Origin of the sequence: Paenibacillus hexagrammi (genome assembly GCF_021513275.1) — a bacterium.
Lineage (GTDB): Bacteria > Bacillota > Bacilli > Paenibacillales > NBRC-103111 > Paenibacillus_E > Paenibacillus_E hexagrammi.
Genome location: NZ_CP090978.1, coordinates 6,340,152 through 6,366,767, shown reverse-complemented (window position 1 = coordinate 6,366,767; position 26,616 = coordinate 6,340,152). Strand labels below are relative to the sequence as shown.

At 50.1% G+C, this 26,616-nt stretch carries 27 protein-coding genes, 2 pseudogenes and 1 riboswitch; of the genes and pseudogenes, 8 read left to right on the top strand and 21 right to left on the bottom strand.

Annotation, left to right across the window (positions count from 1 at the left end):
• Positions 1-6 precede the first annotated feature (6 nt).
• From L0M14_RS29245 to L0M14_RS29220, 6 genes are all read right to left on the bottom strand, one after another.
• On the bottom strand, positions 7-960 hold the full coding sequence (locus L0M14_RS29245) for an SDR family oxidoreductase (protein WP_235119906.1): 954 nt from the start codon (positions 958-960) through the stop codon (positions 7-9).
• Between the two features lie 49 nt (positions 961-1,009).
• Positions 1,010-1,594: a hypothetical protein gene (locus L0M14_RS29240; RefSeq protein WP_235119905.1), complete on the bottom strand. Its 585-nt coding sequence runs from the start codon at positions 1,592-1,594 to the stop codon at positions 1,010-1,012.
• Positions 1,595-1,766: 172 nt separating this feature from the next.
• The gene (locus L0M14_RS29235; RefSeq protein WP_235119904.1) at positions 1,767-2,165 is read right to left on the bottom strand and encodes an MmcQ/YjbR family DNA-binding protein; all 399 of its coding nucleotides are present in this window, start codon (positions 2,163-2,165) and stop codon (positions 1,767-1,769) included.
• A 139-nt stretch (positions 2,166-2,304) separates the two neighbouring features.
• Complete coding sequence (gene fdhD, locus L0M14_RS29230; protein ID WP_235123065.1) at positions 2,305-3,099, bottom strand: formate dehydrogenase accessory sulfurtransferase FdhD; 795 nt, start codon at positions 3,097-3,099, stop codon at positions 2,305-2,307.
• A 416-nt stretch (positions 3,100-3,515) separates the two neighbouring features.
• A complete protein-coding gene (locus tag L0M14_RS29225) occupies positions 3,516-5,870 on the bottom strand; it encodes an FdhF/YdeP family oxidoreductase (protein ID WP_235119903.1) in 2,355 nt (784 codons plus the stop codon).
• Positions 5,871-6,089: 219 nt separating this feature from the next.
• Positions 6,090-6,449, bottom strand: coding sequence for a Na-translocating system protein MpsC family protein (locus tag L0M14_RS29220; RefSeq protein WP_235119902.1), 360 nt, complete (start codon positions 6,447-6,449; stop codon positions 6,090-6,092).
• Between the two features lie 339 nt (positions 6,450-6,788).
• On the opposite strand from L0M14_RS29220, the gene L0M14_RS29215 reads away from it, so the two are divergent.
• On the top strand, positions 6,789-7,430 hold the full coding sequence (locus tag L0M14_RS29215; RefSeq protein ID WP_235119901.1) for an NAD(P)H-dependent oxidoreductase: 642 nt from the start codon (positions 6,789-6,791) through the stop codon (positions 7,428-7,430).
• A gap of 183 nt (positions 7,431-7,613) precedes the next feature.
• On the opposite strand, the gene L0M14_RS29210 is transcribed toward L0M14_RS29215, so the two are convergent.
• Together L0M14_RS29210 and L0M14_RS29205 are read right to left on the bottom strand one after the other, a co-directional pair.
• Positions 7,614-8,132, bottom strand: a complete 519-nt coding sequence (locus L0M14_RS29210; protein ID WP_235119900.1) for an NADPH-dependent FMN reductase — start codon at positions 8,130-8,132, stop codon at positions 7,614-7,616.
• 107 nt (positions 8,133-8,239) lie between these two features.
• Positions 8,240-9,091, bottom strand: coding sequence for a DUF72 domain-containing protein (locus tag L0M14_RS29205; protein WP_235119899.1), 852 nt, complete (start codon positions 9,089-9,091; stop codon positions 8,240-8,242).
• Between the two features lie 184 nt (positions 9,092-9,275).
• Between L0M14_RS29205 and L0M14_RS29200 the strand changes: the two genes are divergently transcribed.
• The 5 genes and pseudogenes from L0M14_RS29200 to wsfD all read left to right on the top strand — a co-directional run bounded on the left by L0M14_RS29200 (position 9,276) and on the right by wsfD (position 14,686).
• A complete protein-coding gene (locus L0M14_RS29200; protein WP_235119898.1) occupies positions 9,276-10,760 on the top strand; it encodes a spore germination protein in 1,485 nt (494 codons plus the stop codon).
• Positions 10,757-11,955 (top strand): annotated as a pseudogene (locus L0M14_RS29195) (Ger(x)C family spore germination protein). Before L0M14_RS29200 ends, L0M14_RS29195 begins: the two are co-directional and overlap by 4 nt.
• Positions 11,952-12,896, top strand: coding sequence for a GerAB/ArcD/ProY family transporter (locus tag L0M14_RS29190; RefSeq protein WP_235119897.1), 945 nt, complete (start codon positions 11,952-11,954; stop codon positions 12,894-12,896). The pseudogene L0M14_RS29195 and the gene L0M14_RS29190 overlap by 4 nt, the downstream one beginning before the upstream one ends.
• Before the next feature lie 152 nt (positions 12,897-13,048).
• Complete coding sequence (locus L0M14_RS31280; RefSeq protein ID WP_260115408.1) at positions 13,049-13,174, top strand: hypothetical protein; 126 nt, start codon at positions 13,049-13,051, stop codon at positions 13,172-13,174.
• 66 nt (positions 13,175-13,240) lie between these two features.
• Positions 13,241-14,686: a glycan biosynthesis hexose transferase WsfD gene (gene wsfD / locus L0M14_RS29185; RefSeq protein ID WP_450091466.1), complete on the top strand. Its 1,446-nt coding sequence runs from the start codon at positions 13,241-13,243 to the stop codon at positions 14,684-14,686.
• Between the two features lie 140 nt (positions 14,687-14,826).
• Here the strand turns inward: wsfD and L0M14_RS29180 are convergent, their stop codons facing one another.
• The 8 genes from L0M14_RS29180 to L0M14_RS29145 form a co-directional block, all read right to left on the bottom strand.
• The gene (locus L0M14_RS29180) at positions 14,827-15,117 is read right to left on the bottom strand and encodes a hypothetical protein (RefSeq protein ID WP_235119895.1); all 291 of its coding nucleotides are present in this window, start codon (positions 15,115-15,117) and stop codon (positions 14,827-14,829) included.
• 116 nt (positions 15,118-15,233) lie between these two features.
• Positions 15,234-15,403, bottom strand: a riboswitch (cyclic di-AMP (ydaO/yuaA leader).
• A gap of 203 nt (positions 15,404-15,606) precedes the next feature.
• Entirely contained in the window at positions 15,607-16,191 is a 585-nt protein-coding gene (locus L0M14_RS29175) for a hypothetical protein (RefSeq protein ID WP_235119894.1), read from the bottom strand.
• An 81-nt stretch (positions 16,192-16,272) separates the two neighbouring features.
• The gene (locus tag L0M14_RS29170) at positions 16,273-16,500 is read right to left on the bottom strand and encodes a hypothetical protein (RefSeq protein ID WP_235119893.1); all 228 of its coding nucleotides are present in this window, start codon (positions 16,498-16,500) and stop codon (positions 16,273-16,275) included.
• 119 nt (positions 16,501-16,619) lie between these two features.
• Positions 16,620-16,853 carry a hypothetical protein gene (locus L0M14_RS29165; RefSeq protein WP_235119892.1) on the bottom strand — a complete coding sequence of 78 codons (234 nt, stop codon included), beginning with the start codon at positions 16,851-16,853 and terminating at the stop codon, positions 16,620-16,622.
• Positions 16,854-16,873: 20 nt separating this feature from the next.
• The gene (locus tag L0M14_RS29160) at positions 16,874-17,098 is read right to left on the bottom strand and encodes a Blp family class II bacteriocin (protein WP_235119891.1); all 225 of its coding nucleotides are present in this window, start codon (positions 17,096-17,098) and stop codon (positions 16,874-16,876) included.
• A gap of 279 nt (positions 17,099-17,377) precedes the next feature.
• On the bottom strand, positions 17,378-18,136 hold the full coding sequence (locus L0M14_RS29155; protein ID WP_235119890.1) for a hypothetical protein: 759 nt from the start codon (positions 18,134-18,136) through the stop codon (positions 17,378-17,380).
• A gap of 63 nt (positions 18,137-18,199) precedes the next feature.
• Positions 18,200-19,606, bottom strand: coding sequence for a sensor histidine kinase (locus tag L0M14_RS29150; RefSeq protein WP_235119889.1), 1,407 nt, complete (start codon positions 19,604-19,606; stop codon positions 18,200-18,202).
• On the bottom strand, positions 19,600-20,304 hold the full coding sequence (locus L0M14_RS29145) for a response regulator transcription factor (protein WP_235119888.1): 705 nt from the start codon (positions 20,302-20,304) through the stop codon (positions 19,600-19,602). The genes L0M14_RS29150 and L0M14_RS29145 overlap by 7 nt, the downstream gene beginning before the upstream one ends.
• 160 nt (positions 20,305-20,464) lie before the next feature.
• Here L0M14_RS29145 and L0M14_RS29140 point away from each other — a divergent pair, with 160 nt between their 5' ends.
• Entirely contained in the window at positions 20,465-20,671 is a 207-nt protein-coding gene (locus L0M14_RS29140) for a hypothetical protein (RefSeq protein ID WP_235119887.1), read from the top strand.
• 8 nt (positions 20,672-20,679) lie between these two features.
• On the opposite strand, the gene L0M14_RS29135 is transcribed toward L0M14_RS29140, so the two are convergent.
• Positions 20,680-21,231, bottom strand: a complete 552-nt coding sequence (locus L0M14_RS29135) for a GNAT family N-acetyltransferase (RefSeq protein ID WP_235119886.1) — start codon at positions 21,229-21,231, stop codon at positions 20,680-20,682.
• A 157-nt stretch (positions 21,232-21,388) separates the two neighbouring features.
• A pseudogene (locus L0M14_RS29130) lies at positions 21,389-23,040 on the bottom strand (glutamine--tRNA ligase/YqeY domain fusion protein).
• Positions 23,041-23,124: 84 nt separating this feature from the next.
• Between L0M14_RS29130 and L0M14_RS29125 the strand changes: the two are divergent.
• Positions 23,125-24,354 (top strand): aminopeptidase, encoded by a 1,230-nt coding sequence (locus L0M14_RS29125; RefSeq protein ID WP_235119885.1) that lies wholly within the window; start codon positions 23,125-23,127, stop codon positions 24,352-24,354.
• A 166-nt stretch (positions 24,355-24,520) separates the two neighbouring features.
• Here the strand turns inward: L0M14_RS29125 and L0M14_RS29120 are convergent, their stop codons facing one another.
• From L0M14_RS29120 to L0M14_RS29110, 3 genes are all read right to left on the bottom strand, one after another.
• Positions 24,521-25,324, bottom strand: a complete 804-nt coding sequence (locus L0M14_RS29120) for a hypothetical protein (protein ID WP_235119884.1) — start codon at positions 25,322-25,324, stop codon at positions 24,521-24,523.
• Positions 25,325-25,440: 116 nt separating this feature from the next.
• Positions 25,441-25,932 carry a CBO0543 family protein gene (locus L0M14_RS29115; protein ID WP_235119883.1) on the bottom strand — a complete coding sequence of 164 codons (492 nt, stop codon included), beginning with the start codon at positions 25,930-25,932 and terminating at the stop codon, positions 25,441-25,443.
• Positions 25,925-26,419, bottom strand: a complete 495-nt coding sequence (locus L0M14_RS29110; RefSeq protein ID WP_235119882.1) for a CBO0543 family protein — start codon at positions 26,417-26,419, stop codon at positions 25,925-25,927. Before L0M14_RS29110 ends, L0M14_RS29115 begins: the two co-directional genes overlap by 8 nt.
• Between the last annotated feature and the right edge of the window lie 197 nt (positions 26,420-26,616).

The following is a 26,616-nucleotide window of genomic DNA, read 5'->3' as shown; positions in this document are numbered from 1 at the left end:
CATGAATTATTTTACCACACTTCTATACCAAGAGAGGGTTCGTCTTATCGCTTCTTGGTGGGAAGTCGTCTGCATGGGCCCGAAAGCATTCGTGAACTTGCTATGGTCAACGACAAAAGGCTGCTCAAACTCATACATGATTTCTTTCATCTCCTTCATGATCGGGCTAAATAGGGACATGAGTGAAACGATTTTGGCGGAGGTTGCACGTATCTTGGGCTCTGAGCCGATCTCTTGAAAAAGCAGGGACAGCAGCTGTCGGGTCGTCACCGTCTCCGCGCTAGGAATATGCCAAGCCTCTCCTAAGGCCCTATCCTCCTGTCCCAAGGTCACTAACCCTCTGGCGAAATCCTCAATGTACGTGTAAGTGTGCGGCATATCGATATGGCCCAGCACGTCGGCCGGCTTACCTTTTAAAGCGAAACCAAACACTCTTTCCCCCATAAAAGATTGCAAGACGCCGGGGCCGAAAAAATCGGACGCCCTCCCGATGGCAGTGCGCACCTTACCGGCTTTATGGGCATCAAGCAGTTGTTTCGCCATTACCGCTCTGGTAACGCCCTTGTGTCCTTTCGCCTTGTGAGGAAGGCTCTCCGTAATCGGCCCATCGACATGCCCGTACATGTACAGATTATCGGCATACACCAGCTTCGCATTGGCTGCAGCCGCACCCTGCATAATGGCGTTCGTCAGTGTGGGGAACTGCTTCGGCCAATTCATATAGCCCGGCTGTGCGCAGTGATAGACAACAGATGCGCCTTGGCAGATATGTGCCGTCTGGAAGGCATCTGAGGCATCCCCGCCAATTACTTGTATATCCCCGCGGTCCGCCCCTTGTACACGGCCGCTGCGGTTCACCATGCGGATATCCTGCACCCCTCTGCGTTTCAGCTCGTGCATAACCGCCAACCCTACAGGACCCGTTCCAAAAATAATATGAGCACCGTTATTTATCATCATGAGCTCCCCCTTGTCAATTATGGTAATTGCCTGTTAGACATCGCATTAATTAAGCTCTGCTGTGCAGACGCAGGCTTTTAACCACTGCCATCCACAGCCAGCTTGCAGCTGAGACGGTGACTCCCACATAAGTGACGCCAAACAGTGCAAATTTCGCAGCGGCAAACGTAGAGTAAAGAATCGTCAATGGATTCGTAATTTCATTCGGATAAGCGATAAAGTAGAAGGAGACTGCATTCTCCAACACGTCGAACACGGGAGCAGCAAGCCCTGAAAATAGAATTCCAGCAGCTAGTCGGCGGTTGATGCGATGGTTAAGGTGAAGCTTCCACATGAGCAGTCCCACAGCACCGTGCATAAGGAAGGTAGCCGCGATAAAAACAAAATCGAACCATTGAGTCTGCAGATAGATCGATAAGCTGCCGTGCTCCACCATAAAACGGTAGTAACCTGCGAGCTCACTAGCATTGAATGTCATTTGCCCCTTATAGAAAGGTACCGGGTATAAGGATTTGGCGTACATCCGGTCGAGTGCGTCATTCACCACCTTTTTGAAAATAAAGACTAACGGGAACAACAGCAGCAAGTATCTTACCTTGATTTTTTCAACCCGAGCGCTTATGAACTGGTTCATTTGTATGACCTCCTGATTGGTTGTCGTTGACTATAAACCGAGTGTACGGTCTACCGTAACGAGAGAGTCAATTCCCTTTTCCGAAAAAAATTCATAACAAATAAGCCGACTTCAGATATTCTGAAATCGGCTTATTTTATCGATATGAATGCTGCTCACAGATCCCCACCACCTACGCTTGCTCGGTGTCGTCTATGCCTATGCCTTTCCCGCCCTTCAACACCTGCTGAGCCAATCGTTTCGGAGCCGCTAAGAGATAAGCCTCTTTGATGTGTCCGGTAAGCTCATCCCAATTCGGGTTACTTCCTTTATCTATGGAAACCCAGCCGTGATGGCCGATATACGGTGTTTTAACATAACCGCTCTGGTGAAGGAGCAGGAACTGCGTCTCCTTGTCCGATTTAAACGATAGCCCCGGCGTACCGTCATTTTCCCCCATCATAACAAACGTCTTCCCCTTCACTTTCATGACCGTATGGCCAAAACCGTCAATCAGCTCCTCCGTCTCCGGTAAGGTCTCAACGATTCGCCGTACACGCTCCAGCATGTCCAAGCCCTGTTTCGATTGCATGAAGGAATCCTCCTTTATCCATGAGTTAAAAGGTCTCTCCTTTCAGTTCGCCAATGAGGTTCTGTTTCCTCTGAACGCAGCTTTACATAGCCGGAAACAGCCTGTTCCCTTGCTGGAAAAGGCTATTTCGTATAGGCTTTCACTCCTTCCACTCGGCAATTCGCTGAGGGTGCGTGTACACCGTCAGATGATCGCCCCGAATAAAGCCAACCACAGTGATCCCCAAATCCTGCGCGAGCCGCAGCGCCAGATCGGTCGGGGCTGACTTGGAGAGCAGAATACCCGCTCCGATCTTTGAGACCTTAAGGAGCACTTCAGAAGAAATCCTTCCGCTGAAAGCAATGAGCTTATCGCGAACAGGAAGACGGTTCATAAGCACATGTCCAAAGATTTTGTCCAGCGCATTGTGCCTGCCGATGTCCGAGCGGGTAAGCAGCAGTGACTCTGGCGAGCAAAGGGCCCCATTATGCAGGCCCCCGGTTGCTTGAAAATCCGTAGATTGCTCCTGAAGCGCCTTCATGAGCTGCAAGCACTGATGGATCGACACACGGAGATCGGTTCGCACGGTTTTAGCCGTCTGCACATCATTCTGAAAATAAAACTGACGGCTCTTGCCGCAGCACGAGCCAATCCACCGCTTCGCCACCTGCTCCGTACTTCGCTGATGCCTATTGACCAGCTTTACGTAAGCATATCCCCTCACGGCATCCACCGATAGCGACTTCACTTGATCTGCAAACCGAATTAGTCCCTCTGATGCTAAGAATCCGACGATGAGCTCTTCAACATCCGTTGGTGTACAAACCAGCGTCGCAAACTCCTCTCCATCCACCTTAACGGTTAAAGGAGCTTCGACGGCAATGTCGTCCGATTCTACTTTATAACGAGGCCCTTCAACTGAAGAGCCGGCATATCGGTGGACTTCCCAAGTCACAACGGACTTGGATAGAGAGGTAGTAGGTTTGTCGTCGGTGGAAATGGGCTGATTGAACTTAGATTTCGTGTTGCGGCAAGAGCTAGAGTTCGGTTCTGGTTCCCGCTCCCCATCCCGCTCCTTATAAGATCGACTACTTGCCGGGTTATCCGATCTGTTATTTGTTCTATGATCCACTCTATCATCCGGTCCGCGGCTCGACATCTCATCGAACTTATCACTATCATCTATTTTATAAATAACCTCGGTCTCGTCGGCCTTGTCCGTCTCTTCTATCTCTTCCGTTTCATCTATCTCATTCAGATCATGTAGGTCGTTTATTTTACTTCTATCATCCAAGTTGCTCACCACATGCCTATCATTCATGTCACTCAAATAGTTGGGTGCATCTTTGCCGTTCGCTCCGTTCATTCCGTTCATTCCGCATCCAGCTCCAGCTCTTCAATCCGCCGCTCCACGTAACGCGTATCCTTCTTTGCATGGAAGGTTTCCGCCTTTTCCACGATCACGGCCGTGTTGTACTCGGGTATGCCTGCATGCTGCTCATAGACTCCTTTCGGAATCAAGGAATTCCCTTCTGGCCAATGCACCTCGATGTTCCCCTTCTTAACGCCGGCCCGCTTCACTCTCCCATGCATGACGCCATAGCGGTTATACACCACAATCGCCTCACCTTCAGCCAAGCTCAGCTCTCCGGCATCCTCGGCATGAATGAGCACATCATACCGGTCAGCCGCATTGAACGGGTCCGTCTCGCTGTAGATCATCGAATTAAACTGCTTGCCGCGGCGCGTCGTCACGTAAAAGTGTCCTTCCGGCTTGCGAAGCTCCGGTAGCACAATCGGCAGCAGCGCGCCGCGCCCGTCAGGCGTCGGACAGACGCCGTCCTCGCAAAGCCAGGCGCCGCCCCACTGGAACACATCCCCGCGCTCCCGCAGGTGCTGGATGCCGTCGTAATTCGGCGCCGCCCGTGCGATCTCGGCGCGGATCGCTTCTGCTGTGCCGCAGCCAATCAGCGCTGCGGCTTCCGGCTTCACGCGCCGGGCCAGATCGACGTAGATCGCCCACTCGGCGCGAGCCTCGCCGATGCGGGGACCGTCGATCTCCGGCGAAAAATAGACCATCCGCTCCGTGGACGTGGATGTGCCTCCTCCGGGCTGCTCGTAGCGCGTCATCGCGGGCAGCACCACTACCGCCTCACGCGCATCCAGCAGCGTGGAGGTGTTGAGGATGATGTCCTGGTGAACCCGGACATCCACGGCCTCTAAAGCCTGCCGGATAAAATCCGGATCCGGCATCGTTTCTAGGAAGTTGCCGCCAGAGGTGTAAAACAGGCGGAGCTTGCGCTCCTGCTCCTCTGGCAGGAGCGCGTTCTCCAGGGTGACACCGACGATGTCGCCCTGCCAGGAAGGCAGCTCGAAGCCCCAGAGCTGCTCGATGCGCTTGCGGTCGGCGTCGCTGCTAAACTCGCCGCCGGGCAAGCTGAAAGGATCCGCGCCCATCTCGCCGGAGCCCTGCACGCCGCTGTGGCCGCGTATGGGCATCAGCCCGCAGTGCTCGCGGCCAAGGAAGCCCCGCAGGAGGGCGAGATTCGCCACCTGCGAAATATTGTCCGTGCCGAAGCGGTGCTGGGTGAGCCCCATGCTCCACACGAACACCGCGCTCCCGGCACGCGCCAGCAGCTCCGCGAACTCGCGCATGCGTTCGCGGGTCAGTCCGGACGACTCCTCAAGCGTCGTCCAGTCCTGCTGCGCGATATGCGCGCGCAGCTCGGCAAAGCCGCTCGTGTGCGCCTGCACGAACGCGTGGTTGATGGCGGAGCCGGGTTCGCGCTCCTCCATCTCGAACCAGACCTTCATGACGCCGTTCATGAAGGCGATGTCGCCGCCGATGTTCACTTGGTACACGTCATCGGCAAGCTTGGTGCCGAATAACGCCGATTCGGCGATCGAGGGAATCCAGTATTGCTCCATCGAAGGCTCGTAATACGGATTGATTACAATGATCTTGGTCCCCTTGCGCTTAGCGGCGTACATATATTTGGTCGAAACCGGTTGATTGTTGGCTGCGACGCTCCCCCAGAACACCAGAACATCCGTACCGATCCAGTCCTTGTAATTGCAGGTAGAGGCGCCGACGCCGACGGACCGTTTGAGCGCCGTCTTCGAAGGAGAGTGACAGATCCTTGAAGCGTTATCTATGTTGTTCGTACCGAGCAGCCTCGCTACTTTAGCCGCTGTATAGTAAGACTCGTTCGTAATGCCGCGAGCAGTGAGATAGAAGGCCATCTGCTTCGGGTCGATCGCCCTGATTTTGTCGGCAACCGTATCTAACGCTTCATCCCAGGTCAGACGGCTGAATCTACGCTCACCCGCTCGGCGGATCAGCGGATATGGGATTCTTCCGAGCCCTCTCAGCTCCGTGCTGTCCATACGCCGCAGTTCATCGATTTCAGCGTGCAGCACGTTTTCGCTGATCGCCGGCATCGTATTCAAGCGCAGCACATTAAGGCGCGTCGTACAGAGATGCGGCCCTGCAAGCGTCTGATCATAAAGACCGGAAACGCCTAGAGCGCAGCCGTCGCAGACGCCTTGTGTTAAGATCCTGTAGGCATAAGGCAGGCTATCCCGGTTCTGCCAGGCAATTTTGGCCGTCTCCCGAATATGATGAGGCTTTACTTTGCCCAATCCAAAGGGCATCTTGCTGACCCACAGCTTGGGGTCGGGTTTGGCGGGTAGTTTGATGGGTCCAGTATGCTTCGTTTTCCCCATAATAGGATAAATCCCCTCTCTTAACTGCTGAGGCTGCTTGCTAATCTTGACACACGGGCGACTTTGCGACCTACAGAAGCAAAAAACCACTGCAAAGCTATCCCTCTGGTTCTCTTTTCAAAAAACCAAACAGACAGTCTCACAGCGGTTAGTCTCCGGCAGGATCGCTACCAAGTGCCAACAGCACCATTATTCTATTTATATGTAAGCAGACAGCTTTTACTTGCAAAATTTCTGTTCCAAATTCTGATCAAAAACAAACACCGACATCCCCGTATCCTTCTCGATATCGATATCGACGAACAGCTGGACGAACTTCGCTCCAAGCAGCTCCTCCATCTCTACCGGAGGGTTGTCCCGATACGTTTCCTTGACCATTTCCGTACGAGCCGTGCGGAGCATGTGCCTGCCATCGCCGGACCTCGCAATAAATTTTTCGACAGGAGACAGATTCCCCTCCATCTCGCAAATCGCCCAATGCTTGCAAAAGGTCGTCGTCACCCGCTCGGGCCCTTTGCCCATATGCCTCTTGCGGTAAGCCTTTACAAGATTGCTGAATTCGGCTTCGATTCGATTCATCAGCCAGCCGCCTTTACCCTATATTCAACCAGAAACGCCTGCAGTGTGATACAGGTAAGTTTTATCTTAGCAAGAATGCTTATGGATGACAATATGAACACAGTCCTGCAAGATGGTGGTGATCGGAGTATGAACATCGCCACGAAATGCCTGCTTTGAACCCGACCCGATTCTAGGATTCTAGGCAAGTACCTGCCTCTGGATTAAGACCGCGCCCCCCAATACGTTGCTGCACTCACTCCGCCCAAAAAGTAGTTGCAAAATAAAAATAAAGTCACTATAATAAAGTAAGCAATTAATTATTATATATAAATATACGACTTGTAGGAGGAATTATTAATGTCTAAAGTTCTTTATATCACAGCAAACCCTGCCAACGAAGAAACCTCTTTCAGCCTTTCGGTTGGCCGCGCCTTTTTGAATACGTATAAGTCCCTTAACCCTTCCGATGAAATCGTGGAGCTAGACCTGTACAACATGTCCATTCCTTTGATCGATGCGGACATTTTGGCCGGTTGGGGCGCGCTTCGCAGCGGTACGGCTTTTGAAGCCTTAAGTGAAGTTCAACAACAAAAAGTCGCAGCTCTTGATGCATTGACGAACCAATTTGTCGAAGCGGACTCGTATATCTTCGTAACTCCGATGTGGAACCTGGGTCTGCCTCCGCTTATGAAAGCTTACATCGATACTGTAATAGTAGCAGGCAAAACGTTCAAATATACAGCAGAAGGCCCTGTCGGCTTGATGAAAGGCAAAAAAGGCGTTCACATCAACGCTCGCGGCGGCATTTATTCCGGCGATCTCGCAAGCATCGAGTTTGGCGATAGCTACCTGAAAACGATCATGGGCTTTATCGGCGTAGAGATGGTCGATTCCATCGTTGCGGAAGGAATGGCTTACGCACCGGATAAAGCGCAAGAAATCAAAGAGGCTGCCATCAGCTTGAGTGAAAATGCTGCAAAAGCGTTGGCTCTGAAGTAATTGTGAATGGTGCAGAAATTTCTGTCTGATCTTTACCTGTAAAGATTTTCAGCGTGTAAACACACGGGTGCCCCTCAACCGTTTGGGTTGTGGGCACCCTTATTTGTCTGTAGAGATCTTCTCTACACTACTCACTGTCCTCACTTCAGGCCCTTCACTTCAAGCAGCTTTGCCCTAACCCTCTCAGCAGCTCAGCCATTTCCTTTTTACACCAGGGTCGATGACCGAACCGTCATCTCCCAGCTTTTTGTTGATATGAGGAATCATCAATGTACAGCCATCCCCCAGGCTTGCCGACATCATTCGCAGCGTCACCATGAGGGACTCATGGGCCTGCTTTCCTGCAGTAGCCAGCGGCGATGCACTGATCACCGCAGTCGGTTTGTTCATCAGCTCGCCCGAGGACACCAGCCAGTCAAGCGCGTTCTTGAGAACGCCGGGTACGCCTCCTGCATACTCCGGGGTGCAGACCAGCAGCCCATCGGCGGCTTGGAGCTCTGACCGAAACTGCTTGACGGTCTGCGGCGATAATTCTCCGTCCAAATCAGGATTGAAATGGGGTAATTCACCTAGCCCATCAAATACAACTACATGCATAAAAGCCGGGGATTCCTCAGCAGCAGCACGAAGCAGTCTGGTATTCGCAGAAGCTTGGCGAAGGCTGCCCGATATAGCCATAATCGTGACAAGACGCTCACTCATCCTCATTTTCCACCTTTCATTCAATCTGATATGTAGAATAAGCGATGACACTAGTGTGAGTGTCAAGTGACATTCCCACATTTCCCTCACGATGCTCATGCCGTCAGCTACTCAAACATCTCCAACTGTTCCGGAGGGAGCTCCTTCTTATCCAAGCCCAGCAGTTCGATCAGCTGCATCGCATTCGCCGCGGCATCTCCGCCGGAGTTATTGTTGAAGATGACACAGATGTCGCCCGACTGCTTCTCCAAAACCGTTAGGCGGGCCGCCCACTCGCGCAATTCCTCCATGCTGTACCGGTACAAATACCGCACTTCTCTCCAATCCTTCGCTCCGCCCCCCGATGTCCATCCTCCAGCATTCCGTCCGTGAAACCGCACAACTGTTATCTTCGAATCCGTAGGCTCTAGTACCATCGGGATCGACCCAGGGAACACCTGCGGTTCATCGCATATGCTGTGAATCCAGCCTTCATCACGCATGAAAGATAGCGTCTTCGAGCGCATTTCCGGGGTGAACCAGCTCTGATGGCGAAACTCCAGAGCAACGGGAATGTCACCCATGCGCTCCTTTGCAGACCTTATCAAAGAGACATTACCGCGACTGCAGTCGAACCAAGGGGGGTATTGAAACAGCACCGCCTTCAGCTTGCCCCCATCTTGGACAGGCTCAATGGATTCTTTAAAGCTTTCAAACATCTGATGGGTCTCTTGCTCCGAGTAGCTTTGCCTTGTATGTCCTGTCATGCCTTGATAGGCCTTGATCAGAAAGGTGAAGTCACTAGGGGTTTCTGCCGCCCACCTCTCCATTAAGGCAGGCTTATGTATCGCATAGTAAGAGCTGTCTACCTCTACCGTGGAAAAGTACTTGCTATATTGCTTCAGCCGGTCCTGCGGCTTTATACCAGTCGGGTAGATCAGTTCATGATCTCCCCAGCCTGCCAATCCAATCGATATCATGATCCCACCAACTTCCGGTCCATAACGGCTTTATGACTTTATTCTAGCTCTAAACCCTGCTTCATCCAAGCTGTATGGGAACCTTCCGCTTCCGCATTGAATTCCCTCGTTTCGGGCATATTACCTCACAGACTTATTCTGGCAATAATTGGCCACATTCTGGGACAAATGAGGTACGAACCCGATGGAACTCCATGATTCATCGATGAATTCCACAATCGGAAACTTATCTGCTAACGAAGCCAGTCTCCGCTCCATGTTTCTGCACTGTGACGATGTTGTATTCAAGAAATTTAGCTTACAGAACGCACAGGAAGGACTTCTAGTCTATACAGAAAGTCTGGCGGATGAGAAGCGGATTGTTTCTGACATATTGAAACCGCTCCAAGGTTGCAGTTTGCCGAGTTCGGGGAACTGGGACGAGAAGATTACATGGCTTCTCTATCAAGTGCTTCCCGTGGACAACATATCCATACAGATACTGATGGAAGAGGCTGTGGACTCCGTATTTAACGGAAACATTATGCTGCTCCTTGACGGCTTTGTAGGGGCTCTTCTGATCAGTATGTCATCCTATGAAACGAGGTCCATCGAGGAACCGGCGACCGAACCCGTTATTCGGGGTCCCCGGGACGGCTTCACGGAGCACCTGCAGACGAACATTTCGCTGATTCGCCGCAGACTGCGCACCTCTCAGCTCAAATGCGAGGCCATGCAAATTGGCAGCTTGTCCCGAACTCAGGTCATGATCATGTATATCGATCAAATCGCATCACCGGTGTTGATCGAGGAGGTAAAGAGGAGAGTTCAACAAGTTAAGCTAAAGATTGTCCTGGAGAGCGGTTATATCGAGGAACTTATCGCAGACAACCGTTTATCCATCTTTCCTCAGGTGCTGCCTACTGAAAGACCAGATCGCACCGTAGCCGGACTAGCATCCGGCAGGGTCGCCATATTGGTGGACAATACGCCATTTGTTCTCATAGCACCGACAACACCGTTCGAAATGCTTCAAGCTGCGGAGGATTACAGCCAGCAATACCTCGTCGCATCGGTTATGCGTTGGCTGCGGATGTGGCTGAGCTTCAGCGCATTGGTGTTTCCTTCCCTGTATATTGCGTTAACGACTATGCATCAAGAAATGCTGCCGACCAGCTTGCTGCTTAGCATCGCATCTTCCCGGGAGGCTGTACCTTTCCCCGCTATCGTCGAAGCATTTTTGATGGAGCTTGCTTTCGAAGCATTGCGCGAAGCCGGTATTCGTCTGCCCCGCCCTGTCGGGCAAGCAGTCAGTATCGTCGGCGCGCTCGTAATCGGCCAAGCAGCCGTCCAGGCGGGACTTGTCTCCGCATCACTTGTCATTGTCGTTTCATTCACAGGAATCGCCTCCTTTATCTTCCCGTCGTATTCCCAAGGATTGTCCATTCGGATGCTGCGATTTCCATTGATGATCTTTGCCGGTGCGTTAGGACTGTACGGCATCCTTCTAGCTCTCCTAGCACTGCTGATTCATTTGCTTAAGCTCCAATCTTTCGGCGTTCCTTATTTATCTCCTACAAGTCCCCTTCATGTCAAAGGGCTTAAGGACGTGCTGTTCAGAGTGCCCTGGTGGAGCAGATATAAGGACAACAAGCTGTCCGAAGCGAAAAAGGGAGGCCCTGCCTCATGAAACGAGCTCTCTGCAAGGTCTCCTGCTTCCTCCCTTTACTCCTGCTGCTCTCCGGATGCTGGGGCCGCAATGAAGTGAATGACATCGGGATCGTAACCGCAACCGGGATTGACACAGGCGATCATGGTGAAATAAGGCTGTATCTGCTATTAGCTGTTCCACGTCTGGTGGGTACCTCCTCCATGAACGGAGGAAGCGAATCCAAGCTGTCGACAAGTGCTGGATGGGTGGTCTCGGAAGATGGAAGGACCATTATGGATGCCTACCGCAATATTCAGGGAAAGCTTCCCCGTAAAATTTTTTTCTCGCACAACCGGGTCGTGATTATTGGGGAAAAGGTGGCCCGACAGGGGCTCATGCCTATCCTGGATTTTTTCGAACGAAACCGGCAATCCCAGTTAAACAGTTACGTCTTGATTTCCAAATCGAATGTCGTCGATGCCTTGGAATTCAAACCAAAATTCGAAAAATTGGCATCGGAAATCATGAAAGAAGAGTTGAAAGTGAAAATCGGCACCTCCGTGCATTTAGGTCGCTTTCTACAAATGATGATGGAATCCGGCGAGGAGCCCTACGCACCTGAAATATTAATTAAACCTTCTAAGGTGGATGAAGACTCTGCCAATGGCCCACTCAACTTAGTTACCTCGCTTGAAACAGCTGTTTTCAAACAGGATAAACTAATTGGCTGGCTTACACACGAAGAGACCCGCGGGCTGAAGTGGATTCAGAATGAGATGAAGGAAGGCGTCATTACCGCACCTATCCCGGAAGAGCTTGGCAGCGGGAAGGCCAGCGCCGAAATCATTGAAGCCCGAGCAAAATCAAGCCCATGCTGGTCCAGAACGTTCCTCAATTTGTGATCGATGTCCATGCTAAGCTGAATGTATCCGAAAATACGTCCGATCTTAATCTGGCCGAACATATCGATACGTTTAATACCATATTCGCTCAGATGATCGAGAAGCGGATACAACTGGTCTGTGACAAAGTACAAAAGGAGTTAAAATCGGATATTTTCGGCCTTGGCCAAGCCTTCTATCGTGAATATCCGGCTGTTTGGAATCAGCAGTATGCCTCACAATGGAATGAAAAATTCCCTGAGGCAAAAATCGTGATCAAAGCCAAAGTGACTATTACTCAAACCGGCTTAGTGGGCAAAGATCAAAACTGGAAGGAGCATCCGGGAACGTGATATCCGCCTATCAATTATTTTCACTCATCGTGCTCTATCAATTTGGCACAACGGTTATATTCGGCTTTGCTTCCGATGCCGGACGAGACGCCTGGGTTGCTGCCGCGCTTTCCTCTCTGCTCGGAGCCGGCTTGATTTGCGGCTATGCCCTCCTAACCAAGCTGAACGGTCACTCCTCTCTGGTCTCTTGGTTTACCCGTAACTTCGGCATCTGGGCAGGAACGCCGATCGCTTGGCTGTACCCTCTCCTGTTTCTTTATGATGGAGCACGGGTCATCTGCGATCTTAAATTTTTGCTCCCTCTGACGCTGCTCCCAGCCACGCCTCCTTGGTTCTTTTTGCTCGCTTTTATGCTGGTCGTCATTTATTTGCTGGATGCAGGCGCGCAGGTACTTTTTCGTATGGCCGGCATTCTGCTGCCGGTGCTGCTGGTTTTTATATTGCTTGAAGCGCTGCTGCTGTGGGTCTCGGGCAGCTTGCACCTTAGCTACGTAAGACCCGTACTAGGACAGGGCTTCGGCAAGGTCTTGTCCAGTGTTTGGCCGCTTGGTATTACACAAACCTACGGGGAAACGATCGAAATCGCTGTCCTCTGGCATTTGATGAAGAAAGAATCCAGACTTGGGCTGATCAGCATAGGTGCAACATTATTCGCTGCCATGTTTATCGTCTTATTCGATATTCTGGCCGTGACCGCGTTAGGCGAGCGTCTTTTTCAGGAAATGATCTTTCCGGCTTTCACCATTCTCAAGCTGTCCCGAATCGCAGATTTTCTCGAAAATCTCGATGCTCTGGGAGCGCTGTATTTTATGTGCACAGCTTTTATAAAGCTATCCGTTCATTTGCTAACGGCAGTCCTATGTATCCGCGAGCTGCTGCAGACCAAGAGCTACACCCCTGTGATATGGACCTGCGCAGCAGCTTCTTCACTATGGCCATGACCATGGCCAGTTATTTTGCCGAACATCTGAAAGCCGGAACAAAAGCGCTTCCTATGAACTTGTGGGTTCCCTTGTTTCTCGTCCTCCCTGCCACCACATTGCTAATTACCATATTTAGGAATAAAATACGTAGAAAGGGAGCTGTTTCGTAAATGAAGTTTCCTTGGGAGTCCAGCATGATGATCGATCATCGTTGGTATATGCAGACAGCTATGGTATCAGCTGCTTTGGGACTTTCCCTCATGAGCTGGTATCGACGCCGAAAAGGGGGCAAGTAACGTTAGCGGTTTAGCAAGCTGCATATTCGCTGGATATGCGTATGGAAGGAGAATGTAGGTTTGAAAATGAAGGTTCGGCTTGAATGGGTGGTTGTTCTTATCGCTGCCGGTGTTTTGTTTGAGATGTTATTTACGAAGCCGTTTATCGGTGTTGCCAATAACGGGGACTTTTTAAGAGTAATGGGAGCAGGAGGCATTGATTTCTTACATGTAGGTGAGACGGCACACGATCAATATTATGGCTATGCCCACTCCACATATGGATACGGAAGCTTTCAATTTGGAGGGTATTTCTCCTCACAAATCGTACTTGTTGTCCTAGCCTCTCTGATCGGGAGAATGCTAAGCCGTGAAGTGTTCGACATTCATGTATTGTCGGCCATTTACAGCCTTGTCATGCTTACGGCTATCTATGTGTTTTTCAAATATAGACCTGTTGCTTCCGGTTTTACGACGGCGGTTTTGTCGCTCTTGATTCTGTTCGTTTTTTTCGACACTGCTTACTTGGCTTACTTTAACTCGTTCTTCGGCGAGCCCGTATCTCTCGTATTTTTCCTGCTGACGCTTAGCTTGGCCTTTGTGATTGTGAGGCACCCCTCGCCGTCTTTGACGCTGCTTGTGTTCTATTTTATCGCTGCTGGATTTCTGGCTTGCTCGAAAATCCAAAATGTACCGATCGGGGCCGCATTCGCTCTTCTCGGACTGCGCTTTTTGCCGCTCCAAGAAGGCAGGGTTTGGCGACGGAGGGTTCTCTCCTTATCCGCTTCTTTGCTGGTGCTTTCGGCAGGCGTGTATCTGGCCGCTCCCAAGGAGCTCAAGCACATCAATCTGTACCAAACCGTATTCTTCGGCATCCTCAAAGACTCTCTGCACGTGACAACCGATCTACACGAGTTAGGGCTGTCCGACGAACTTGCGGTGCTGGCAGGAACGAACTTTTTTCAAGACGATACCGCGATCAAACAGACAGATCCAAGGCTCCAGAGCGCTTTTTACGATAACATTTCACATAAAGATGTGATGCTCTTTTATCTTCGTCATCCAGCAAGATGGGTAAGTAAATTAGAGCAGGCTGCAGTGAACAGCATGAGCATTCGTCCTTATTACCTTGGCAATTTCGAGAAGTCGGAGGGCCAGCCGTACGGCGCCTTATCTTATCGTTTCAGCCTCTGGAGCGAATTCAAACACACCTATATGCCGAACCATCTATGGTTTGTCGTTAGCTTTTATCTTGCCTATTACCTGATCGCGTTCATTCAATATGTCCGGGCCAAGCTTGCTTCTGAGAAGACATTCATTGAGATCTTCTTTCTAATCGGCGCAGTCGGCCTATTTGCGCTTATGATTCCTTTGCTGGGCGATGGCGAAGCCGATTTAGGCAAGCATTTATTTTTATTCAATGTCACCTTCGACGTCATGGCCGTGAGCAGCATGGGCTGGCTTCTTCACACAGCCGTTCAGCTGTTTCATCGCTTAGCAGCAAAAAGCCGGACAACGGGGTCCAGCTTCTAGGCTAATCCATAGTTAATTAGAAAACGGAGCCCGCAAATCGCGGCGCTCCATTTTTTCATAATGGATTAGATTCAATTTATGAATGTATGATAGCGATTTGGTCTATAAAATGAAGGAAATCAATCTAGCCGATGAGGGATCTATTCGATACCGTCTTTAAAATGAGACTTGTATCTTTTATCGCCTTTGTGGTTCTGGTCATCAATGGTATCCTCCAAAACCTCCAAAATCGCTTTACGTGATAATTCGAGTCCCTTTCGAAATCCTGCTTCATATTCCCCTGTTATTTCTTTATCCCCGGCTATTCGAGCCAGAGCAACCTCCTCATAATGACTTTGTTCTTTATCGTTTATTCTTTCAGCAATATGCATTACAAATTTGCCTACATCCCGATGTTCACCCATTAATTTTTGTGCTTCTTCTTTAAGCATCACACATCATCTCCCATATTCGTTGTTTTACTTAACATAGAAAGAATGCAAGTATAAATAAAAAACCACAGAGGCACACGACTCTCCGTAGTCAATGTTCATTGATCATGGTGACCATCCTCTCTCAAACTACGCTTACGAGGTTAGCTGACGGATTCGGACAGTGAGATTGCCCTTCCTTTATTCTTACAAACAAACCTAAGGATTCACCCCATGCAGTATCCCGAGTCTTATCGGTTACGCAATTCGGTTCCCCCGTTCCCTAAGGATTCAGCGTTAGATATGATATTTAATTAATGGATAGAATTTTACGCTTGATTCAAATAAATGTAAAATGACAATTAAAAAGCCACCCTCCGATATGTAATCGAAGCATGGCACTGACATCTGGACAGTTTTATGGATATTGAAAAACTGCGATACAATGGTCCGGCGCATGGCAGCCTTCTCGGAACCGATAACGATTCCTCATTTTGTATTTCCAAGCCTCTAAAGATCCAACTCCAGAAACACTTCGTTGTAGTAGATATACTTGCTTGCAGGATATTTGAAGCCCAGTGCCAGACCCGAGGGTTCGAACTCCAGCTTAACAAGCCTTCTAGATGGCACTACACTTCGGATCAGGCGGTTCAAAAACGCCTTGTTCTTGCGGTGGATCGCCTGCACGATGAGAGCGGCAAAGGGTGTATTCGAGGCGATTTCCCAATATAGCGGGAAGACGGCTTTTGCAATCGCACGGTGGATCGGGCTGCTAAAGGTGAACTGCACCTGACCTGGACGAATCGATGTCGCATTCGTTATCGGATATATGGGACTGCTTAGCGGAAAGCTGATAAAGTAACCGATGGCATTCGATGATAGCGAGGCCAGCGGCACCTTGCCGATCACGGACTGCAGCATGCGGTCCATCTCCGCTACGTCAGCTTTCCGAACTGCTTTGGCCCACCGGTCTGCAAATGTTTTACTCAGCACTACTCTCCTGTAAAAAGGCAGCATCAGCCTCGCGGCTTTCTGCAAGGCTGACACCGTAAGCCTGCTGTTCTTAGCGGATTTGCTCCTTCTAGTCTTCGTCATCCTTCTCCCTCCTTGAACATTCGTCTATATGTATAGATTATTGTCGCAGGAAGGAATTAGTGAATCTCGGTAAACAAATCCTTATTTCTTTTGCCGCTTCAAGTTGGTAAATAAGATGATGGGCAGTGCGATTGCGAATGGAACTGCCCAATTGGCAGTAAGTACCAATCTGCTTATAACCGCTATTCCTACGAAGAAAACAATAATGACCCAATAATGACGATTCAAATTAAACTTCGTATAGAGAATGGGTGCTACCGCCAGTAGTGAAGTAAAGATGATCACCTCGAGTATATGCAAAACAAGCATCCCTTTACTCCTCTCTTCCCTCGTAATAAGTTCATTGTAACCCGCTGAAGGATTTATGAAAATAAACTTCAAGCCACTCTATTCGAGTGACCTGAAGTTTCATACATGCCTTTATGATCTTATTCTACAAATGAGTGCGCAATCATTCCAATCCCTGCTGTATGTAGGGCGGCGCCTCCTACGATCAGTGCAGCCGGAGCTACAACTGTAGGTGCTGTGGCCATAGCGGCCACATCGCAGGCAACCGCACCTGCTAAGCAGGCAACTCCGGCAGCAAATGAGCCAAAGCTAAAGCCTCCGTTAATCTGTTCAAGGTCGCCTTGACTTAGTTCTTCAATACGAAATGAATTCATTGTTCTTAACCCCTTTTTGTTTAGTTTCTGAATGCTTTTTCCCATTGGTCAACGGCTGTTGCCCCTGTACTGAATGCGCCTGCTACCGCCCCTACTTTGGTGACAGGCTCAGGGTCTGCGACTGCTACTACCACAGCAGCTACTGTTGCTACCGTTAATAACGCCCCCATGGAAGCGTACCAAATACTAAAACCGCCATTGATTGATGTTAGCTCTTCATGAGAAATAACTTCAAAACTGTTCATTTTATCTTACACCTCAATTTCTTTTTTAAGATATTCCAAACCCAGGGCCCCTCGGGTGTAAAAGAGTATCTTTCTGTAACATCTTATTTCAAGTTTGCTATTCCTAAAATATCCCAAATGGGATACATGCCATTAAAATCCCTTCGATGAAGAAATTCAACTCTACTATCGCTCCAAATGCCAAGCTCATACACAAACAAGCCGCAGGCTGCCAATCGCCCACGGCTTGTTTTCTATGTTACCTGCATATTACTTCGCAGTCCTTACGCGTGTTACCCCTTATTCCACTGCAGCGTTCTTATCCGCTTTCGCCTGCCACTTAGCTTTCAACGCAGCTTCGACCTCTGTCAAAACTTGCTCCTGCGTTTTACCTTCCGTGCTGATGCCGAGCTTCTCGGCGCGTTTGTTCAACGCGTCAGATTTCTTTTGCTCCAATGCCGATTTGATGGCCTCGTGAATTTGCTTGGCTGTGAGTCCGTCTGTTTGAATCCCTAGCTTAGCTGCACGTTCTTTCTGCTTATCCAGCTCTGCCGCTTTAATCGCATCTTTGATTTCCTTTGCAGACTTGCCTTCGGTGCTGATGCCTAATTTGTCTGCTTTTTCTTGGAGCTTGCTCGTTACAGCGGATTTCAATGCTTCCTTGATCTCCTTCGCTGTTTTGCCTTCCGTGCTGATTCCCAGCTTCTCGGCTTTGGCTTGCAGCTTCGCCAGAACTGCAGCCTGAATGTCTGTTTTAAGCTGTTCTGCCGTTTTTCCATCTGTGCTAATGCCCAGCTTGGACGCAGCTGCCTGCAAGCGGTCCAATTTTCCGGTTTCAAGAGACTGTTTGATAGCCGCCTTGATCTGCTCATTGCTTAGACCTGTTGTGTCGATACCGAGCGCCTCGGCTCTATCGAGAAGAATTTGCTTGAAAGGATGGAACCCTGAACTTGCGGAAGCCGCTGCATCCGCTTGTGTCGTTTCGGCAAATGCCGCTGTCGGCAGAGCAGCCAGAATGGCACCGGCAATAGCAATTCCTAGAACTTTTTTGTACTTCATCAACCAACACTCCTCTGCGATAATTGTTTTTCCTTACGACACCTATCATAGCGGATAAATATGTCATAAGTTTGACTTCGGAGCCGGCGGTAAATAAATCGAAAATACCGTGCCCTTAGTAGCCGCAGAGGTTACCCGTATGAAGCCCCCGTGGGCTTCCACAATGCTCTTGCAAATGGCTAAACCGAGACCCGCCCCCGTCCGGTTGCGGCTCTCATCCGCTTTATAAAATCTGTCAAAGAGATGAGGGAGTTTATCCAAAGGAATTCCTGGTCCGCTATCCCACACCTCCATCCAGCAATCTTGCTTGAGATAGCGGAATCGGATTCCTGCGGACGACCCCTCCGGGATATGATTGATCGCATTATCGAGCAGATTAAGTAGCACTTGCTTGATCCGGTCCGTATCAACAGATAAGAGCACGGGTCCCTCTGCCAGTTCCACATTCAGCTCGATTTGCTTCGCCTTCGCCTTCATGGTCAGCCCGGTCACGACCTCCCTGGACAGCTGGACCAGATCAGTCTCGGACACGTTCAGCGTGACCCGCTTCTCATCGAAGGACGACAGCTGAAGCAGGTCGTCCACCAGCTTGCTGAGCCGCTTCGTCTCGGCCAGCGAGACTTCAATGAACTCGCGCGAATCCTGCGGCTCGACGACACCGTCGACGACGCCCTGCAGCGAAGCGCGAATCGTCGTCAGCGGCGTGCGCAGCTCATGCGAGATCTCAGAGAGGAAGCGCTTGCGCCCCTCCTCGACGGTCTCGAGCTTGCCCGCCATGCGGTTGAGGGAGCCGGCGAGGGACGCGATTTCATCTTGTCCGCGCACCGGCACCCTGCGGCTGAAATCGCCCGTGGCAAGCGCCTCCGCGGTGCGGCTCATCTGCTGCAGCGGCTTCACGAAGTGCCGTGAAACGATGTAAAGCACAGCTATCGCTAGCAGTGAAATGAGCACAGCTGAGCGAAATATAGCGCGGTAGATGTCACGCGCGGCGCCCTGAATATTGCGGATCGGCGTGTACAAAAATAAGCCGCCCGCTACACGTCCATCCTTCATGACAGGCTGTCCAACGATCAGCATCGTACCTTTATTTCCAGCGGCAAAGGTGCTGGTGACCGTCACCTTTTCCCCCTCCAGAACGCGCTCCACCCACTCCTGGCGCTCCGGCATTTCGCCCATCGGAATGATCCACTGCTGGACTAATTTAGGATGTTTAATGACCGAAACCTTTACTTCCGAGTTCTTCTCCAAGGCATTAATTTGCTTGCGAAATTCCTTTTGAGTCGTCGATCCGTCGAACAATCCTTCGGCCATTTGCTCGACTTGGGCCAGCTTTTCCTGCAGTAATTTTTCACTGCGATCATAGGTTTTTCGCTCCATTGTGTATCCAACTGTGACAGAAATGGCAAGGATGGAGACCAGGGTAATGCTGATGTAGATAAATAAAAGCTTACGATAGAAGGAGCTTAGCATGGGGCCGCACCTTCAAACTTATAGCCGACGCCCCAGACGGTGCGAATGTTCCAATCCTCAGAACGGGAGGTCATGGCTTTAAGCTTCTGGCGAATTCGTTTGACGTATACATCGACAACGCGGTCATCCCCGTCGAAATCCCAGCCCCATATCTTGGCGATCAAATCCTCGCGGGTAAAGACTTGATTCTGATTTCGGACCAGGAATAGCAGCAGCTCATACTCGCGTTTTGGCAGAGTGACCGGCTGGCCTTCGACGGTAACTTCATGCGCAAGCGCGTCTACGCGAAGACTGCCGATTTCGTAAATGTCCGTCCGTACCGGCGACTCGGTTCGTACAGGTGACCTGCGAAGAACAGTCATGACCCGGGCAACAAGCTCGTTAGGGTCAAAAGGCTTGACGATATAATCATCAGCGCCCATATGCAGGCCTTCAATGCGATCTTCTACTTGTCCCCTCGCGGTCAGCATGAGGATAGGCATATCGCTTTTGGCACGGACCTGGCGGCATACACTCCAACCGTCCTGACCTGGAAGCATCAGATCCAGAACCATGCAATCAGGGCGAATTTGTTCAAACAGCTCGAGGGCGGCATCCCCGTCATGAGCCGTTGCAACCTGAAATCCGCTCTTCTCCAAATAGAGCTTCGTAATCCGGCATATATTCACATCGTCATCGACGATCAGGATCGTTTTCATCGTTATCGGCTCTCCTCGCTTCCAAATTGCATGGTTTCATTATACTTGGATGCGTGTGTAATGACGAGAACGACAAATTTACACAGTTTTCATTGTTATTTTTCAAAAAGAGGGAGGCAGTTGGCGAAAATGTGAACAAAATCGGCGATGACGTCGAAATTTGAAAAGACTCGTCCTCCATCAGCAGCCCGTGCAGAAGACGCAGGAGACGGAAGCACATGAGCGAAGTGCTCGAGCAAAAGCGAAACCTTTATTTCAATCGAATAACAAAATGTCAACAGCGATTGGAGAAAAGCTGCGGCAGCTCGTAATGGACCCGAATTTATCGGCAAAAAAAGACAGCCGTCTACAAGAGACGACTATCTGAGATTTTTACTATATGGATCGGCTGTTCCATTCCTCAGCAAGAATTCCGTATACCACATGATCTACGAAATGATCATATAGCCACTCCGCTTGCCGAATACGGCCTTCTTCTACAAATCCTAAGCGTTCAGGAACGCTTCTGCTTTTTTGATTCGATTCTGCCGCCCTGATTTCAACCTTATTGAGATGTAGTTCACGAAACGCATAGTCCGTTAATGCTGCCGCTGTCCTGGTCATAATGCCTTGACCTTGGTGCAGGCTGCTTAGCCAATAACCGATGTATGCGGTTTGATTCGACCAATTAATCTGATTGAACCCGGCAACTCCGACAATCTCCTCTTTAAACAGGACCACCGTGGTCAAGCCGGTATTGTTGGCATAGCCTTGTAAACACCCCTTGATGAATCCCTGTGTGTCTTCCAGCCGCTGTGTCTGATCCAGCCAAGGAAGCCATTCCCGCAGATATTTCCTCGATAGGTTCGTTAGCTCAAAGATGCGCTCAGCATCTCCTATATGGATCAGCCTCAAAGACAAATCGCCGTCAATCTTATGCAGAAACATGTCTATTCTCTCCTTACCATTTTCTAATGGGATTTTCGAAGCTGATGAGATCAACCTCTATCGAGTTCTTTCAAAGTTGGTCAAAAAAAGACATAACCCTAAGCAATATAGGGCTATGTCCTTCCTTTACTTCTTATTCTTGCAGCCATGAGACTGCTTATATTTCAAAAGAGCTCTTAAGCGACACAATCAAGTTAAAGACAAGCTTGTCGTCCGTCGTATCCTTCGGATCCACGTTAAAGTAACCGTGACGGAAGAATTGGAATTTGTCATGCGGCTTCGCCTGCTTCATGTTACCCTCTACAAAGCCCTGCACGACTTCCAGCGAGTTCGGATTCAGCTTCTCCAAGAAGGAGGCTCCGTCATCTTCGCTATCGTCCAGGATGAGCGGCTCGTACAGGCGGAACTCCGCTGGCACCGCATGCTTGGCGTCTACCCAGTGAATGGTCCCCTTCACCTTGCGTCCGGTAAACCCGCTGCCGCTCTTCGTTTCCGGATCGTACGTGCAGTGCAGCTCAACGACTTTGCCGTTCTCATCCTTAATGAATTCGTTGCACTTGATGAAGTAAGCATGCTTCAGACGCACTTCATTGCCCGGGAACAAACGGAAATATTTATTCGGCGGGTTTTCCATGAAGTCGTCCTGCTCGATATAAATTTCACGTGAGAACGGAATTTGGCGGTGGCCCATTTCCGGGTTCTCCGAATTGTTCTCGGCATCCAGCATCTCGGTTTGATCTTCCGGATAGTTCGTGATCACGACCTTCAGCGGATTGAGAATGCCCATCGTACGCAGCGCTTTCAGCTTCAAGTCCTCACGGATGAAGTGATCGAGCATTTTCGAATCAACGATGCTGTTGCTCTTGGTAACAGCCAGCTCGCGTGCGAAGGCGCGGATGGATTCCGGCGTGAAGCCGCGGCGGCGAAGGCCTGAGATGGTAGGCATGCGGGGATCGTCCCAGCCGTCGACCTTGCTCTCATCCACAAGCAGCTTCAGCTTTCTTTTACTCATAACTGTGTTCGTCATATTGAGGCGCGCGAACTCGTACTGTCTAGGCACGCTTGGCATTTCGCATTCGCGTACGACCCATTCGTAGAAAGGACGTTGATCTTCAAACTCCAGCGTACAGATGGAGTGAGTAATGCCCTCAATTGCATCCTCGATCGGATGAGCGAAGGCATACATCGGGTAGATGCACCACTTATCCCCTGTATTATGATGATGCGCGTGCACCACGCGGTAAATGACCGGGTCGCGCAGGTTGATGTTCGGCGAGGACATGTCGATTTTGGCACGGAGCACTTTCGTTCCGTCCTTGAATTCGCCTGCCTTCATCCTTGCAAACAAATCCAAATTCTCTTGGGTGCTGCGTCCGCGGTACGGGCTCTCTTGCCCAGGCTCTGTCAACGTTCCGCGCGTTTCACGGATTTGATCAGCCGACTGGTCGTCCACATAAGCAAGACCCTTACGGATCAGCAGCTCCGCGCGGTTATACATTTCATCGAAGTAGTCCGATGCGAAGAACAAGCCGTCCCATTCAAAGCCAAGCCAAGCTACGTCAGCCTTGATGGATTCCACATATTCGGTATCTTCCTTAACCGGATTCGTATCGTCAAAGCGCAAGTTTGTACGTCCCTTAAATTCGTCCGCCAACTCAAAATTAAGACAGATCGATTTCGCGTGCCCGATATGAAGATATCCGTTCGGCTCCGGGGGAATCGGGTGACAACCTGGCTGACTTTGCCTGATTGTAAATCTTCGATTACAATGTTTTTAATGAAATTGGATGGAGTGCTTTTCGGTTCCATTGATGCCAGCCTTTCTCCCGGGGGTTAAAGTTTTATTTTCTATCATACACTAAATCTTAGTAAAATATAAAGGAGCCGAGCCTGATGGACAATTTCGAGCAAAACCTGGACAAATACGCAGAGCTTGCCGTACGCGTAGGACTCAATGTGCAAAAGGATCAAACCGTCGTCATCATGACTCCGATTTCCTGCGCAGACTTTGTGCGTAAAGTCGCCAAGAAGGCCTATGAGGCCGGGGCGAAGGATGTTGTCGTCGATTGGGATGACGATGAAGTGAAGGCGATTCGCCTGAAGCACGCACCTGAAGCAACCTTGAAGGAGTACCCCATGTGGCGGGCTAACGGCCTGGAAGATCTGGCTAAGCAAGGCGCTGCCTTCCTGCAAATCTATGCGCCCAACTCCGATTTATTGACGGGCATCGACCCGGACCGGGTTGCAACAGCGGCCAAAACCGCAGCAACGGCGAGGGAGGGCTTTCTGAACTACCTGCGCAACAATCAGGTCAGTTGGCTGATGGTCTCCTATCCGACTGCCGAATGGTCGGCTAAGGTCTTCCCTGAGCTTGACCAAGCCGAGCGTATAGAGAAGCTGTGGGAGCAGATCTTCACCCTAACCCGTGTGAATACGGAAGATCCGGTGAGCGCGTGGAAGCAGCATCTGGAGACACTTATCAGCAAGCAGCACATGCTGAACGACAAAAGGTTCAAGCAGTTACATATGAAAGCACCTGGAACCGACCTATACATCGAGCTTGCGCACAAGCACCAATGGGTGGCCGCCAGCAGCGATACGGAAAGCGGCATCCGGTTCGTACCCAACATGCCGACCGAAGAGGTGTTCACCATGCCTCACAAGCATGGGACCAGCGGCACAGTCCGCAGTACGCTGCCTCTCAGCTACCAAGGCTCGCTCATCGACGGCTTCAGCCTGACCTTCGAGAACGGCAAGGTAGTCAGCGCTACAGCCGAGAAGGGCCAGGAAGTGCTGGAAAAGATGCTCGATATGGACGAGGGAGCCCGTTATTTAGGTGAAGTTGCGCTTGTTCCCTATGACTCACCCATCTCGAACTCGGGCATTATTTTCTACAATACCTTGTTCGATGAGAATGCTTCGTGCCACTTGGCGCTAGGCAACTCCTATCCGTTTACCATCGAAGGCGGCTCCTCCATGAGCGCTGAACAATTAGCCGAACACGGGTATAACAAAAGTCTGATCCATGTCGACTTCATGGTCGGCTCCGCCGAAATGGATATCGACGGTATCAAAGAAGATGGCACTCGTGAGCCGCTGTTCCGTAAAGGCAACTGGGTGTAAGGCACACGGATAAACGACATCGTCGTCCTTAAGGGACGAGCGCGTTTGTCAAGGTTGAAGCCAAGCAAACGTATACAACTACCACTTTCTTATCTACTGAGAAAGGGACGTATGGATGAAGCTTCTGCCGTCTAGCAGAAGCTTTCCGTACGTCCCTTTCCATTTCCTATAGCTCCTTCGTAACTTTGGAGGAAGCGAGCGTCCACTTGCCGTCTTGCCACTTCCATAGAGATTTCGCATAGCCAATCGTATCTGCATTTGCTATTCCTGTAATCCGCTGCACGCCCTTCAGCTCGCAAACACCATCCTGGTCTATGTCAATCGGCTGCAGTGCGCCGTAGGCGTTCACATTGACGATAAAAGGCTTCACCAATCTATTGTTTTTGTAGATACCGAATTCGTCATAGTCCTTTTTCTTTTCCTTCAGGTCAATTTTATACGATTTGCCCGTCTCTTCGATTTTCAGCTTCACTACATAATTGTGCTTAAACTTATTCGTTACGCGCAAAGGCTCGGGAAGCGGTATGGCCGTAGGCACGTTACGCTTTAGAGAATACAAAGCATAGTTGGATAAACCGCCGCTCCCTCCTGTTTCCGAGGAGACATACACCTCCGGCAGCTTGTCTCCGTTAAAATCGCAGAACAGCATTCGGGGATTGTAGCCTCCCTCCAAAGGGATCATGACCGGATTGTGCCCCAGCCCGGACACCATGAGGGCAAGCTTCGCAAAATATGGGCTGGAAGGATCCAGCTTGCTGCCCGCCAGTACAACCGTATCCGGCTTCCCGTCGCCGGTCACGTCAATTTGTTTGCTTTGCAGTACTTGGTTCTGTTCCGGTGACAGGGACTCCGGGGTAAGCTCTTCGGCCTCTTCCGCAGCGGCCAGACCGCCCCCGATTAGAAGCATTCCGCTCATGATCGTGCTGAAGGCAGCCGTATAGAACGCACTTTTCCTATGGTTGATGAACAATGCACTCAGCTCACTTTTTCACAAATTTTGGTAGGTCCTACTTCATATTTCATTGGTTTACAAGCGGTATTCGAATGCAGTTTGAACGTGTGAGCCCAACCAGAACCAGAAACGCGTCACTGCACTCCTTCCCTTTGCTGAGGCACATGCTTCACATGGAAGAACCACCTCGTGAACGCTCTCGACATGCCGAACGTAATGAACAGGGACAGCCAGGTCCAGTACCAACTCCAGTGAATATATTCGATAAACGTCGAGTTTCGCTCAATCATCCATTCGATCAACGTCATCGCTGAGGTATAGGCAGCAAAGTAAACAAGCTTATAAGGAATACTCCTCCCTTCCGGGTATCGGGAGTTGAATACTGCGCAAATGCAAGGATAGGCAAAATATTCAAACGTAAAGCTGGAACGATTCACAGAAGCAAAAAAACGCACCGGATATTCAATAAGGTCGAACTCGACGACAATTAATCCTAATATCCAGGTCAAAAACTGTTTAAACAAGAAGGCTATTTGCGCAACACGCCGCTTGCCCCGAGGAACTGCGCTAATAAAGAGAATAATTCCAATCCCCCACACAAGATACAAGTAAATCCGATCATCCATAGGCAGATTCTCCACCGGTATCAGAACGCATGCCTTTAAAGAACCATCTGGTATATGTATTGGAGATCCAATAAATAACGTACAGCTCCACCCAAGCACAGTACCAGGTGTAGCGGATATAATGCACAAGGTTTGTATATTGGTTAAGCAGCACATCTACAGCAACCGCTATCGACACCCACAACGCGATTCTGCATAATTGCTTTAACCGAGAATCCTTAGGCTCATAAATAAAGCTGATCGCGCAAAGGAATGGATAGAGGAAAAATTCCAACGTAAACGACAGATTGGTCGCCTTCGGAAATTCTCTAACAGGAAATATATATAATCCCCATTGAACATGAATTAACGAATTAATCCAGGTAAGTGCTTGGCACGCCAGCAGCGCAACGCACAACTCCCGCCATTTGGACCGGGGCAGGATCCAGACCCACAAGACCAGCGAAATCACATAGATTATCGTCAGAATCACACGCTCAAGCGTCACCTCTATCACCACCTAGCTGCTAGTGTATGCTTCTATTCGAGACGTATTATACCCATTTCCCGGTATTTCCAATTCATGCTTACCTATAAAAGGCTCAGCTTCGGAACCTTTCCATCATACATACCTGCTTGTAAGCGGAAGCTTTTCAGCAGCTAACAAACTCATTCTCTTCACCCAAAAATACTCATGACTTCACA